Raw genomic sequence first — 13,381 nt, 5'->3', positions numbered from 1 at the left:
AGATGTGTATAAGAGACAGGACACCGCCAGCGCAGCCGACGACATCCAATCCCGCCATTCCAATCTGTTCTTTTTACGCATGTTCATCCATTCGTTTGTTCACGGCCCGTTCGCGGCGGTCCGCTATCCCTCGCGCGCGGCGAGCCTTCTGGGCGCCCATACGCTGTCCGCGTCGCCCCGTCCGATCCTGCGCGCGCTGGCCTTTGCCATCCAGGCAAATCCCAGCCCTGCCGCCAGGGCCGTCGCGTCCACTGCCAGCGCCGCGGCCGACGTGTGCGCCCAAAGCCCGGAGGCAGGAAACAGCCCGCCCACGAGCGAGGCCGCGGGTATCGCCAGCGTCAATGCTGCCGCGACCCATAGCAGATGCACCCCTGCCGCCGCGCCTCCGCGCAGGAAGGCCCAGGCCAGGCTGGCGAAGAACGCCATGTAGTACAGCGCCCGCAGCCAGGCATTCAGATCGCCGACGTGCCCGCTCAACCCTTTGGACGCGACCATCATCAACGAAATGCCACACACGCATCCCAGGCAGACGCCCACTGTCGCCGACGCCATCAGCCGCGTGTCCAAGCGCTGCACTGGAATCTCGCCCGTCTGCCGGTTGGCGCGCTTGCGGCGGGTTTCTATCCACAGCAGGTTGCCGCTATAGAACAGCCATGCGCCCGCCAGTCCAAGCAGGAAATAAAGCCACTGCACTGCCGCGCCGCCGAAGGAAGCCATGTGCAGCGCGAAGAAACTGCTGACCCAGAGGTTGGGCGCGTCCTGTCCGCCCGGCAGATAGTCGCGGTTGAGCACCTTCCCGCTGTAGGGATCGAGCGCCACGAAGCCGCCTCGCGCCCGCGGCGATACCGCACTGTCGTCCTTGCCCCAGACGCGTACGATGGCGCGCGGGCTGGCGACCTGTTGATACTGCAACCCATAAGGCTCGAAGCCCGGGGCGAGGGCGCGCGCCTGGGCCAGCAGTTCCGCCGGCGTCAGCATGTCTGCAGGATTCCGGACCTCTCCAGCCGGCGCGCCGCCGCCGGACCGCTGGAAGACGGATTCCAGCTTGCCTTCGTACATGAGCTTGTCCTGCAGATCGTAGATTCCGTCGTGGAACGCGAACACGACGGAACTCAGCGCCATGACGATGTGAAATGGCAGCGAAACAATGCCCACCACGTTATGCGCATCCAGCCACATGCGCTTCAGGTTCTTCCCGACCCGCAACGCGAAAAAGTCCTTGGCCAGCGACGGCAGCAGCACGATCACTCCCGACACCAGGGCAATTGCATAGAGCGATGCGACGATGCCCATGAACCAGCGGTTGGGATCGCTGTCGACAGGCAGGCCCACCACGCGGTGAAGCACATCGATGAACGGCATCAGCCCGCTGGGCGCGGCCTCCTCCAACCGCAGCTCGCCGCGCGCATCCAGATAGGCGACATGGTGGCGGATCGACGATTCATCGTGATCGTCGGCCTGCCCGTCACGGACTTCCCAGGACATACGGGCCGGCACGTGCTCGGCGTCCTGCAGATGGATGCTGAACCCCTTGGCCACATCCGGCCGCGCTTGCAGGGTTCTGGCGATAAGGTCGGGCGCTTCTTCCAGCGCCACGGGCGCGACGGCCGCGGGCGGCGTAGCCCAACGGGTCAGCGGCTCTTTGAATACGGTCAGCGCACCGGCGTAGAAGGCGATGAACAGCGCCATGCCGGTCAGGATGCCCGTCCAGGTATGGACGGATTTGTAGATGCGTATGTAGTCGGCTCTCATGATCGCGGACTCCCTTCAGATCGCCTTGACGACAAGCAGTCCGCCATAGAGCAGCACGCAGGCTCCGCCCAGCCAGATCCACGCGCGCAGGCCGCTGGCGAAAAAGTAGACGGTACTCGCGACGCCGAGCCAGACGGGCGGCACCAGCCACATGGCCAGCTGCGAACGCGTCGCCAACGGAATGCCGGCAGTCAATGCGGCCAGCGTTGCGCTGGCGCCCATGGCCAGCGCGAAGCCGAGCAATGCGCCCGCCAGGCTCTTCGATATCCAGTCGCGCCGGATCGGCGCGGGCTTAACGGGCTTCATGCGTATCGCTACCGCGCAGGCCCGCCAGTACGCCCAGGTACGGCATGAGGCTGAAGAACAACATCAAGGCGGTGCAGAAAACGAACACGGCCGCGACGGCAGAGAATGCGCGCAGGCAACCCCAGCCGCCCAGCGCGAGCAGCAGAATGCCAGCGACGCGGGCGGGCAGGACCGGCCAGGACGTGGCGCCCCATCGCTGGTTGGGCGAAGCGCGATAGATACAGAAGCTGCCCAGGAACAGGCTCGCCAGGCTGAAAAGAATCAGGACTTCCATGGTCACCCCAGGATGAATTGCCCGAGACCTGCCTGCCAATCCCTGCTCCGAATCGACTGTCCGGAACAGGGACCGGCAAAACATCCCGCATTCAGAAACTGATGCTGGCGGATGCGGTTACGGTGCGCGCCGGCCCCAGCGTCACGATAGGCGTCGTGTCGCTGAAACTGCCGGCGTAATAGTGCTTGTCGAACACGTTGTTGACATTCAGCCGGTACACGACGTCCCGGCCGTTGATCTGCGTGGCGTAGCGGGCGCCCAGGTCCAGTTGGCCCCAGCCCGGGATCTGCAGTTTGTTGGCCGCATCCGCGTACTGGCTCGAAGTCGCCTGCACGCGCGCGCTCAGCGTCACGCCGGGCACCCACGGCGTGTCCCATTCCAGCCCGGCATTGGCCTGCCAGCGCGGCGCGCCCACCGCGGTATTGCCGTCATAGCGGCCATACGAGGTCTTGACCTGCGTGCCTTGCGTGTAAGTGACGCCGCCCAGCACGCGCACGCCCGCAGCCAACTCGCCGAAGGTATTCCACTCCACGCCGCGGACACGCTTCTCGCCGCCGTCCGCATACGTGGGCTTGGCCGTAGAGCCCTCCGTCACCAGCATGGGTTTGTCTATCTGGAAGAATGCCAGGGTATTGGTGAAAGTGCCGGCATTCCACTTGACGCCCAGCTCCTGCTGCTTGGTCTTGTAGGGCGCGAACACCTGGCCATAGTTGCTGGCGCTGGTGTCCGTGACGCTATCGCCCTTGCTCAGGCCCTGCACGTAGTTGGCATACAGCGAGACGTCCGGTCCCCAAGGTTTGACGACGATGGCGACAGCCGGTGTCACGGCGTCCTCGTCATAGCGGGCCGTCGTCTTGCCGGTCTTGTCGAAGTTCGTCGTCTTCACGCGCTGGTTGCGCAGGCCGCCGGTCAGGAGCAGCTTGTCGTCGAAGAAGGACATGGTATCCACCAGCGCCAGGCTGGACAGCGTGTTCTCCGCCGTCTTGGGCGCGCTGCCCGGCACCGCAGGCATGACCGGCGTGATCGGGTCGTAGATATTCGACCTGAAAGTCGATGCCGGCCCGGTGGCCGACCCGTCCTCCAGCTTCAGCAAGGAAGCCTGGAGCACCAGCTCGTGCCGTACGCTGCCCGTGTTGAACCGCGTGCGCAGCCCGCCCTCGGCCGAGGTGGCATCCGTGTAGGCGCGCTGGCCGATGATGGAGCCGGTGAAATTGCCATTGGCGTCGATCTGCCGCGCGTGGGTGCCATTGATCAGGCCCGATTGATGGCTGTCGCGCCTGCCCACACCGGCAAAGGCCGATACGCTGTCATTGAAGCGGTATTCAGCCCGCGCCATGACGGCGTTGCTCTGGATGCTGCCATAGCCGGTGCTGAACTGGTTGATGCGAGGATCGGGCGCTTCGGGCACGACCGAACCGCCGAACCAGAACATGGCCGGCGTGCCGCCCGAAAACGACTCCTGGCTATGGTAGGCGTCTATCGACGCGCTCAGGGCGCTGCCGCGATAGTCCAGGCCGGCGGACAGGAACTCGCGTTTTCTGGATTGGCCGTCCAGCGTGGTGGCGCCGTCGCTGAAGGAACCGTTGACGCGCGCGCCCCATTCATTGGCCGAGCCGAAACGGCGGCCGGCATCGATGGTCGTGCCCAGCTGGCCGTCGGCCTGCCAGTTCACGCCGAAGGTGGCATTGGGCGTGTCTTCCGCCCGCTTGGGAACCAGGTTGATCGTGCCGCCCACCGCGCCGCTGGGCGCCATGCCGCTGAACAAGGCGTTCGGGCCTTTCAGCACCTCCACCCGCTCGACGAACTCCAGCGGCGTGCGCCCCATGGGCGCCAGGCCATACATGCCGTTGATCGCCACGTCGTTCTGGTTGACGTCGAAGCCGCGGATGCGGAAGTTCTCGTAGGCGTGTCCGCTCGACGTCGTGAACCGCACGGAAGGATCGTTGGCCATCACGTCCGCCAACGTGCGCGCCTGCTGGTTCTGGATCAGCTCGGAGGTATAGCTGGTGACGTTGAATGGCGTATCCATCACGTCCTGATTGCCCATCAGGCCCAGGCGCGCGCCCTGCGCCACCTGCCCGCCGGCATAGGGCGCGGGCAAGTCTTCCTCCGAGACCGAACCCGCGGTCACGGTGACGGGCTGCAGCGTCGTGGTTTGCGCCGCGTTCTGGGCGGCGGCGCTGGCGGGAAGAATCAAGGACAGCGCGACTGCCGGGCTAAAGCACTGGACGCACAGCGAGATAGTCAACTGAGTTTTCTTGGCCACAATTCATCGTTCCGATATCTAAATGCGAATGCTTATCAGATGAATTATATATTTAAGAAAGCACCGTTCGCCAAGAAATCAGGAGTCCGCGGCCAGAATCCGCTCGAATTGGCACGCGATTCAATAAGAATCAAAGGCTTATATTTTTTTGATTGACATCCCAACGCAAAATTCTGCGGCCTCGGTTTGGAAGTCGCCAGCGCGGGCGCGCTTGGCAGAAGCGACAAGGCCATCCCGGCGTCCCCAAGCACAGTCCCCGCCGGTAAACTGCGCAGTCCTCTCGGCGCCGACAGGCCCATCGAACGCTTATATAACCCTGGAGAGCTACACAAGATGATCCGTCATCTGGTCCTTGCAGCATCGTTGGCCGTGGCAGGCAGCGCCGTGGCAGCCCCCTCTTTCAACTGCGCCAAGGCCGCGACTCCGGTCGAAAAAGCCATTTGCGCCCACCCGGCGCTGGCCGACCAGGACGCGGCCATCGCGCAGCAGTACAAGGCGGTACGCGGCAAGCTCGACGCCGAGGCAGTCAAATCGCTGACCGCCGACCAACGTTATTTCCTGGGCGTGCGGGACAATATCTATGCCGAGCCCTTTTCGGGCAGCACGCCGGTCAAGGAGATCGGCACCAGCATGCGCTACCGCCTGAATTTTCTGAAGTCCATCGATCCGCAGCCGCCTGCCGGCTTTGTCGGCAAGTGGAAGAACGTCGAAGGTGAAATTGAAATCACCCGCGGCGCCGACGGCCAACTGCTCGTGGCCGCCAATTCGGCCCAGCCCTACAACGGCCGCTGGGTCTGCGATCTGAGCGGCAAGGCTGTCGCCGTAGGCGACAGCATCATCGTCACCTATCAGGACGGGCCGCCGTGGACGCTGGACCTGACGCGCCGCGGCGCTGTGCTGGTGGTGCGAGAAACGCCGCCCGCCGGGGGCGAGAAAGACGGCTTCGGTCCGCCGTTCTGCGGCATGAACGGCAGCCTGGAGGGAGACTGGTTCGCGGTGCGCTGATCAAAGGCGTGCCGCCGGACACCACGATTACACCGATGACGCAGCCGTTCCGAGGGCTGCGGCCAGCAAATCGGCCAGGCCACGCCCGGCGCCGCCATCTTCATCAAGACGCGGATTGTAGATAGTGATCTCAAGGCCAACGGCCTTGCCGCTCGACAGGGCAATCCGCAGCGCGGCCGTCAGCTCTTCCCACGACAAGCCGCCAGGCACGCGGAAATCGACGGCCGGCATGATGGCGTCGTCAAGACAGTCTGCGTCGAGGTGGATAAAGAAACCATCCAGCTCTGCTCGCGTCAGATGATCGACTGCCTGCCGCGCAGCAGCCTCGATGCCCATCGAACGTACTGCGGGGAGATCAAGCGTCTTGAGCGTTTCAGGGAGCGGCTGGCTGCCGTACTCTTCCTGGTCCTCATGATCGCGATACGCGAACGCAACGGCGTCTTCAGGGCGGACCAACGGCCCGCGCCCTTCGATGTCGGCCAATAACGGCGGACCATGGCCGGTGACGAAGGCAAGATCCATCGAAGCGCCTTCGCCGTTGGGTTCCGCCTCCGGTTGGAAAAAGTCCGCGTTGCCGTCGATGAAGAGCAGACCGTAACGGCCGCGCCTGCGCAACGCGAGCATGGAACCCAGCAGGATTGTGCAATCGCCGCCTAGCAGCACCGGAAACTCGCCCGCATCAAGCAGCGCGCCCACCGCGTCGGCAAGCTTGGGCGACCACACCGCAATGGCCTTGGCGTTCAGGGTGCCGGTCTCGGGATCCGGCGTCGGATTCTTGGGAGGCACGGCAAGTCGCCCGGCGCGGCGTGCATGGATGCGCTCAGCAAGGCCGTAGGCCAGGAGCTGATCAGGCAGGCATTCCACACCGTCGGTCGCCAAGCCTAGCGTGGAAGGGGCTTCGAGGATTGCATAGGAGAGAGTCGGCATCAGCGCCTCCGGGGCGGCCATTCCGCAAAAAATATGATGCCAGACTACAAATTGCGGCGCGAAAGCTCAATCCGACACCGTATCTTCCGTTTCCCTACGGAGACGCGGGCGGCTCCCATGACCCGTGCGAGCCCAGGAGCAAGGCCCTCAAGCCTGCGCGCGGCGCGGCAGCCAGCGCCAGAACACGCCGGCCGCCACCAGCCCCAGCGTGCCAACACCGAACGATGCGCCGCCGAGCGACACCAGGGCGGTCAGCACCGACAGCGCCACGGGTCCGCCGCTTGAGCCAAGGTCGGCCATGAAACGCCAGATGCCAAGGAACTGCGTGCGCGCGCCCGCTGGGGCGGCGTCGGCGCCCAACGTCATGACGATGCCCGATCCGATGCCGTTGCCGAAGCCCAGCAGCGCCGACACCAGGATGAAGCTCGCCACCCCGTCGGTAAGCGGGATCGCCATCAGGCTCAGCCCCATCAGCAGCGTGCAAGGCAATGCCACCCACAAGCGGCCGCGCTGGTCCATCACTTTGCCCGCCGGATAGAACACCGACATATCGACTGCGGCGACCAGCCCGTAGATGAGCGAAGTGGTGGCGGCGTCGAGGCCCAGGTGGTCTGCCCATAGGGGAATCACCACCTGGCGCGACGCGCGCAGCGCGCTGATCAGCATCACGCCCACGCCGAGCGTGGCGTACACGCCGCGATGGTCGCGCGCAACCTCGCCCATGCGTGCGCGCGGCGCGCCCGCGCCCGCGCCCGCCGAAGGCTCGATATCAGGCGCCTTGATGGCGATGAGTCCTGCGCCGAGCATGGCGCAGATGGCAATCCAATAGGCGCCATCCAGCCCCACGAAATGAATCAGGGCCGCACCCGCGAACGGGCCGAAGAAAGTACCGATCCGCGTCGTACCGCCGAGCGTGGACAGGGCGCGCGCCCTGTACGCCAGCGGCACGACCTCGATCATGTAGCTCTGGCGCGCCAGCTGAAACACCGACTGCGCGCATCCTTGCATCAGCATGGCCAACGCCAGCACCCAGAGGTTGGGCACGCCAATCACGAGCAGCAGGCCGACCACGCTCAACACCGCCGCGCCAGCCATGGCGCGCTTCTCGCCGAAGCGATGGGTGATCAGCGCGGACGGAATATTGGAAAGCAGCGAGCCAACCCCGATGAGGGCGGCTATCAGGCCGGCGGTGGCTATCGACGCTCCTTGATCGCGGGCGGTGAGCGCGATCACGGGAAGAATGGCGCCGTTGCTGATGCCATAGAGCAGCGACGGGCCGAACGCCGGCACGGCGATCTGCTTCAGATTGAACGAATCGGGTTGCGACATGGCGGGAGAATGGGAGACCGGCCGCCTGTCCGCCGCCTTGCCACAGGGCACGGGACCGGTCCGGCGGACATTGGCGCGGGATGCCGGAAGTGTAGCTGGCGCCCCTCGCGCCCGCCTGTCGGCTAGCTGACAGCCGCCGCGTCTCTGGCCAGCTGTTCAACGTCCGGCAGATACCGGCTTTCCCTTCCCGGCGAAGCTGGCCGCATCGCTTGACAATCCTTGACTGTTGAGTCCTGGCGATACATTGCAACACACTGTAATCTTTTTCCATACAAATTGTGTCGGCCGAGCATGCGCTCGACTGTGTACCGTTCCACGCATTCGCCTGTCCATGCCCGCAACCCTTCTTGAATGGTCCGTGCCTGCAGCGATCCTGATGTGCGCCATCGGACTCTGCGCTGCACGCTTCATCGGCTTCAATACGCTCCGGTGGGGCTGCGCCCTGGCCAGCCTGGGCACAGGCTACGCCATCATGCTGGTGCAGGCCAGCGCACTTTCCCCATATAAACAGGTTGTCGAGGATGCTTTCATTCTGGGCGGCGTCATCCTCGCCTGTCGCGCCCTCCAGAGCCGCAGGCGCAGCCAGGTTCCCCCCTACTTCGATGCTGCGGTCCTGCTTGCCTCGACGGCGATGGTAGTTGTCTCGGTAGTGCTGTTTGCCAGTGCGAAGCTGGAAACGTTCTTCGTGCAAGCCTGTTGCGCGCTCGTGACCTGGCGGGCCACGCTGTCCTTCGCCAGGCATGCCGTGACCACGTCGGACAGGGTGCTCACCGCCGCGTTCCTCTTCATCTCCCTCGTCTTGACGGGCCAGTGCATCCTGTACATTGCCGCCCCGATTCCGCCGCTCTCAACGGGCGAATGGAGAACGTCGGTCTGGGGCATCCTGATCCAATACACCGGACTGCTCGGGAGCATAGTCCTGACCTTCGCGGTCTTCATCGCGACGAGCTACGACGCCATAGAGAAGTACCGTCGCCACGCCCATACCGACGCCTTGACGGGCCTGCTGAACCGCCAAGGACTCGATAGTCTGCTTGCCTCCGGGCGCGCATTCTCGGATGCGGCGACGCCGACCGCGCTGATCATGGCCGATATCGACAACTTCAAGCGCATCAACGATGTCTTCGGCCACGCGTTTGGCGACATGGTGCTTGCCCGATTCGGCGCCCTGCTCAGGCCGATAGCGGACACCCGCATCCATGCGGCCCGGCTGGGAGGAGAAGAATTCCTGCTGCTGCTGCCCACGGCAAGCCTGGAAAGCGCCACCGCAATCGCCGAAGAGATCCGTGCCAGTTTCGTGGCGCAGCGCTGGACGCCACAGGTTCCAGATTCCTGCTTCACCGCAAGCATGGGAGTGACCGTCGTGCAGGCAGGAGAACCTTTCGCCAGCGCGTTGAAACGGGCAGACGACCTGCTTTACGAGGCGAAGCGACGAGGACGGAACTGCACGGTTGCGGGCATGGCGCCGGCCGATGCCGGGCATGGCCGCCACGCGCCTGGCGACAACGCAAGCACTCAAGCGTGTTGCGCACAGGCATGATGTCGCCGGCGCGGCCCGCGCCGCCCGCAGAGATCCCGGCAGGGTTCAATGCGGCGGGCAGCGCGCCGCGCTCATAGCGTCATGACCGGCTCGTCTTCAACCCGAAAGAACAAGGCGCTCGGCCCCATGATGCCCGTTCCGTCGAGATACTCGAAGGCAACGCGCTGGCCCGGCGCGGCAGCTTGCCCTAAATGCTCGACCCGGTACATCACGCCCCCGATGCGATAGTTGTGAACCAGCGTGGAAATGTTCGAGTTGGACGCGCGCACGCGATAGGTCACGACTTCCTCGACCAAGCCGCGTACCCCGTGCTTGTAGCGGGCCCGCTTCAGCCTGGGGCTGCGCATGCCCAGCACGAATCCCGTGAGAACGAAGAATGCGGCCAGCAGGATCAAGGGCCCCAGGAACAGGCTGCCGACCAGCGGCGCCAGGGCGAGCACGTAGAAGAACTTGCGCAGGCTCAATTCTTCCTTGCGCACGGCGTCGCGGTCGGCATTGCTGACTTCCTCGACCGAATTCCAGGCCTGCGCGCTCATCGGGTACTCGGCCAGCAACAGCACGGGTGGCGCGTCGGGGTCCAGCGTCAGCAAGTGCAGGCGCACGGGTAGGTCCGTCAGCGCCACGGCCGTCACAGGCCGGAAGCCTTCTCGAGTGTCCCTGGCGATCTCGTTCCAAAACGGCAGAGCTACGTCCACGCGCTGTTCGCCGAAGACGTAGCAGATACCGGGACTCCCGGCCGGACCAAAACCGGTCAGGTGTCCGGAAACGATCTGCTTGGGTACACGCCCCTTCAACACCCGATTGAAGCGGCGCCAGGCTTGCGGCAGGCGCAGCAACCTGCGTCCAAGAAAGACCGCGAAGCAAGTCATCGCCACTGTGCACAACAGGATCACCACGCCGTCAGCGCCGCGGCGCAGGCTGCGATCGGACGCGCCAAGCACGACGAACATGATCGCGCTGCTCGCCAGTAGCAGGAACATCAGCCCCGCGAACACGGCCGTCAGGAATCTGCCGCGACGGCCACGGCGCAGCAGCACGATGTCCTCATCGGCCAGGGGTTCTTCTGTGACTTGCAGCATTGCGCTCATGCTAACCCGGCAGCTTGCGCTGCTTGCGCGCCGCGCGTTCGGCCAGCCGCCGCGCCATATCCTGCTGGCGCTGCAGCAGATCGGCTATCTGCTCGGCGTAGAGGTCGGTGAGGTCGCCGGCCAGCGGCTCCACATCGGTCAGGTCATCGATCGCCACGACCGTCCCCGCCTGATCCACGCCCCAGATCCGGCTGCCGTCACCCACGACCTTCAGCACGGGCAGGATGCCGGGCAAACCGGCCTCGGCGAGCTGGCGCTGCTGCGCCGAGATGCTGGCCCATTCGGGCAACTCCGGCGCATCGATGCCCAACAGCACCAGGCCGCGCCAGAAAGTCCAGGCGGGGCCGACTTCGAATTCCTTCGCATGCGGCCAGACTTCCTCGCGCGCCATCACGCACAGGCCGTTGGTACGCTGGCAGAAGGCCGCAAACGCCGAAGGCAGCGGGAAGCCTACAGCGGCTTCCAGCCCGGCGATCGCCTCCGCATCGGGCGCGGGCGCGGCCACGACCTCGAAATGCTCGGTGTCCACGGGATCCAGGATTTCCCACATGCGTTGATGAAACTGTTCGGCGGTCATGGTCATGCAAGCATCCTGAAGCTAAGAAAAGTCCTGGTTCGCCGCGAAAGCGGGAGCCTTGAAAGCGCACCACTATATCTTTGATTGCGGCGGCAAGCGCTTCCACGACCTGCGCACACACCTCGACCTGCCTGGCCGCCATGACCGTTCAGCCCCGCCGGCCAAACAGCATCGCCAATCCGAACAGCGCTCCCAGCCCGCCAACGATAGCCAGCGACATCGACGGTTCGCGCAAGCTCAGCGCCATGACCGCCACACCCGCCCCCAGCACGATGATCAACAGGCCCACCAGGCGTCCTGCCGTGGAACCATAGAAATGTGTGCGGCGCGCCGCCTGCGTACCGGCGGGCTGGCGCGTATGCCACGCCGCCAAGGCCTGCTCAAACTCGCGCAACAGACGTTCACGTGTGGGCCGGTCCACTGCACTGACCAGCAACGTCGGCAGGCCGGGACGGACCAGCTTGAGATAATCGTCGGTGCCCCAGCGGGACAATTGGGCGAAGGCGACGGCAGAGCGGCGCGAAAACTCCAGCCCTTCGGACGTCACCTTGACGGTATTGCGTGTGGGAAAGCCCTTGAACGCCACCAGCGGCGGCACCAGCAACCCCAGCACCGCCAGCACAACCGCCAGAACAATCGGCCCACGGTTGAACACCACCAGCATGAAGCTGCCCGCCGCCAGGGCGAAGGCCAACGGCACCGACAACTGGTGCCATCGGGTATAGACCGAGACCTGAATCCCGTCGTTGCTAGTCATGTTTGAGCCAATTGCATGTCGACTTCTCCGTGAATGACGCACGTGTCACGATCAGAGTGTAATCATGCGCCTGTGCGGAACCTGACGCGGCATTGCCTCCAAGCGCCAAGAGGCCGCTTTGGATACGGTGGCTCGGATCAGGATTCGCAGATGCAGTCCGCAGGCCGGTCATCCGCCGCGAAGCGTACGGCCGGCCAATAGCCATCCATGAACCAGGTCGCGTCGCGCGGCGCCAGATGCAGCACGTAGCCCCCTTCGGCCGCGACGATCAGGTCGGATGGCGTGAAGTGTTCCAGGAACGTCACAGGGGGATCTTCGGGATCGCCGGTGTCGCGTCCCGCCTGCCAGAGGAATTGCAACGCGGCGTCGCGGTGCGTCGCCAGCGCTTGAGCGATCGAGCGGGCCCGCGCCAGCAGCGGCGCCGCCGCCTGCTGATCGGCTGCGAGCAGCACCACGCGCAGCCGGCCTCCGTCGGCGGTCGCGCAGTCCAGCCAAGTCTCCTGGGCCGGCATGTGGTCGTGGGTATAGGGCCGCATGTAAGGTCCGCCTATCGGCGCTGTCGCGCCTCGGCACGACGCCGGCCGACGTGCATGATGGCCATGCCCGAGATCGCAAGGGCGGCGCCGATGAACAGATTCGCGGGCGTGGCTTCGCCCAGCCAAAGGCTGGAGAACAGCACGCCGAAGACGGGCACCAGCGTGATGTAGCCCGACGCCGCGCCGGCGCCCAGCGCCTTCACGCCTTCGAAGTACCAGGCGTAGGCGATCGCGGTCGCCCCGAACGCCAAAGCCAGCAGGCTGCCCCAGGCGCTGGCCGGCGCCTGTTCCAGCTTCTGCCAGGCGGGAACGCCTTCCACGATCAGACTGGTGAGCAGCAGCATCAGCGCGCCAATCACGGTGGTCACCGTGGTGGTGGTCAGGGCGTCCACGCCTTTGAGCACCAGCCGGCCGATCAGGGTGTAGGCCACCCAGCAGGCCACGCAACCGAGCAGCAGCAGTTCGCCGATGCCTACGCCGGAGCCGGCGGCTGCTTGTGAAACCCCGCCGCCGATGGCGATATACGCACCGATGGCCGAAAGAACCATGCCGGCCAGGATGGCTGGATTGAGATGTTCGCGGAACAGGATCGCCGCCAGCAACAGCGTCGCGCCGGGGTTCAGCGTCACCACGATCGCGGCCTTGCCGGCCGGCACCAGCTGCAGGCTCAACATGAAGAAGCTGGAGTAGCCAAAGACGCCCGCCAACGCGGCGGCGGCCAGGCCAAGCCATTGGTTGCGCGTCAGGGACTTCAGGCCGCGCAGCGCCGAGGCGCGATGCATCCACAGAACCAGCACCACGCTGGCGAACAGGAACCGCAGGCTGGCCGCGGCCAATGGAGCCATGGCCTGGGCGACGACCTTGCCCCAGGACCACGACGCGCCCCAGAGCGCGGCCATGCCGACCAGGCGCAGGTGCGTGGCCATCAGCGTATTTTTCATCTGTGCTTCGAAGGTGAGCTGCGGTGGTCGCGCGGGGCGACGGTGAAAAGCAATGCGTCGAGGTTGTCTATCCGTGACAGCCG

The 13,381-nt window shown here is 65.1% G+C and carries 13 protein-coding genes; 2 read left to right on the top strand and 11 right to left on the bottom strand.

What is annotated here, in order from left to right; translation table 11 throughout:
- Positions 1–123: 123 nt before the first annotated feature.
- The 4 genes from DXK93_RS29865 to DXK93_RS29850 all read right to left on the bottom strand — a co-directional run bounded on the left by DXK93_RS29865 (position 124) and on the right by DXK93_RS29850 (position 4,598).
- Positions 124–1,752, bottom strand: coding sequence for a PepSY domain-containing protein (locus tag DXK93_RS29865; RefSeq protein WP_119452020.1), 1,629 nt, complete (start codon positions 1,750–1,752; stop codon positions 124–126).
- Between the two features lie 15 nt (positions 1,753–1,767).
- The gene (locus DXK93_RS29860; protein WP_054451890.1) at positions 1,768–2,058 is read right to left on the bottom strand and encodes a hypothetical protein; all 291 of its coding nucleotides are present in this window, start codon (positions 2,056–2,058) and stop codon (positions 1,768–1,770) included.
- On the bottom strand, positions 2,045–2,332 hold the full coding sequence (locus DXK93_RS29855) for a hypothetical protein (protein WP_054451891.1): 288 nt from the start codon (positions 2,330–2,332) through the stop codon (positions 2,045–2,047). Before DXK93_RS29855 ends, DXK93_RS29860 begins: the two co-directional genes overlap by 14 nt.
- Positions 2,333–2,423: 91 nt before the next feature.
- The gene (locus DXK93_RS29850) at positions 2,424–4,598 is read right to left on the bottom strand and encodes a TonB-dependent siderophore receptor (protein WP_119452019.1); all 2,175 of its coding nucleotides are present in this window, start codon (positions 4,596–4,598) and stop codon (positions 2,424–2,426) included.
- Positions 4,599–4,931: 333 nt separating this feature from the next.
- On the opposite strand from DXK93_RS29850, the gene DXK93_RS29845 reads away from it, so the two are divergent.
- Positions 4,932–5,603 (top strand): lysozyme inhibitor LprI family protein, encoded by a 672-nt coding sequence (locus tag DXK93_RS29845; protein ID WP_119452018.1) that lies wholly within the window; start codon positions 4,932–4,934, stop codon positions 5,601–5,603.
- Positions 5,604–5,630: 27 nt separating this feature from the next.
- Here the strand turns inward: DXK93_RS29845 and DXK93_RS29840 are convergent, their stop codons facing one another.
- Together DXK93_RS29840 and DXK93_RS29835 are read right to left on the bottom strand one after the other, a co-directional pair.
- Entirely contained in the window at positions 5,631–6,530 is a 900-nt protein-coding gene (locus DXK93_RS29840; RefSeq protein WP_119452021.1) for an arginase family protein, read from the bottom strand.
- A gap of 147 nt (positions 6,531–6,677) precedes the next feature.
- Positions 6,678–7,859 carry an MFS transporter gene (locus tag DXK93_RS29835; RefSeq protein WP_119452017.1) on the bottom strand — a complete coding sequence of 394 codons (1,182 nt, stop codon included), beginning with the start codon at positions 7,857–7,859 and terminating at the stop codon, positions 6,678–6,680.
- A gap of 331 nt (positions 7,860–8,190) precedes the next feature.
- Here DXK93_RS29835 and DXK93_RS29830 point away from each other — a divergent pair, with 331 nt between their 5' ends.
- On the top strand, positions 8,191–9,399 hold the full coding sequence (locus DXK93_RS29830) for a GGDEF domain-containing protein (RefSeq protein ID WP_119452016.1): 1,209 nt from the start codon (positions 8,191–8,193) through the stop codon (positions 9,397–9,399).
- Between the two features lie 71 nt (positions 9,400–9,470).
- Here the strand turns inward: DXK93_RS29830 and DXK93_RS29825 are convergent, their stop codons facing one another.
- The 5 genes from DXK93_RS29825 to DXK93_RS29805 form a co-directional block, all read right to left on the bottom strand.
- Positions 9,471–10,478, bottom strand: coding sequence for a hypothetical protein (locus DXK93_RS29825; protein WP_233564640.1), 1,008 nt, complete (start codon positions 10,476–10,478; stop codon positions 9,471–9,473).
- 10 nt (positions 10,479–10,488) lie between these two features.
- Positions 10,489–11,070, bottom strand: coding sequence for an SMI1/KNR4 family protein (locus DXK93_RS29820; RefSeq protein ID WP_119452014.1), 582 nt, complete (start codon positions 11,068–11,070; stop codon positions 10,489–10,491).
- Between the two features lie 142 nt (positions 11,071–11,212).
- Positions 11,213–11,821: a hypothetical protein gene (locus tag DXK93_RS29815; protein ID WP_119452013.1), complete on the bottom strand. Its 609-nt coding sequence runs from the start codon at positions 11,819–11,821 to the stop codon at positions 11,213–11,215.
- Positions 11,822–11,958: 137 nt separating this feature from the next.
- Entirely contained in the window at positions 11,959–12,357 is a 399-nt protein-coding gene (locus DXK93_RS29810; protein ID WP_119452012.1) for a hypothetical protein, read from the bottom strand.
- Positions 12,358–12,368: 11 nt separating this feature from the next.
- The gene (locus DXK93_RS29805; protein WP_225588888.1) at positions 12,369–13,298 is read right to left on the bottom strand and encodes a DMT family transporter; all 930 of its coding nucleotides are present in this window, start codon (positions 13,296–13,298) and stop codon (positions 12,369–12,371) included.
- Positions 13,299–13,381 lie beyond the last annotated feature (83 nt).

Origin of the sequence: Achromobacter sp. K91, assembly GCF_003576205.1 — a bacterium.
Taxonomy (GTDB): Bacteria; Pseudomonadota; Gammaproteobacteria; order Burkholderiales; family Burkholderiaceae_B; genus Achromobacter; species Achromobacter aegrifaciens.
This window is presented reverse-complemented; position numbering and strand designations above follow the sequence as displayed.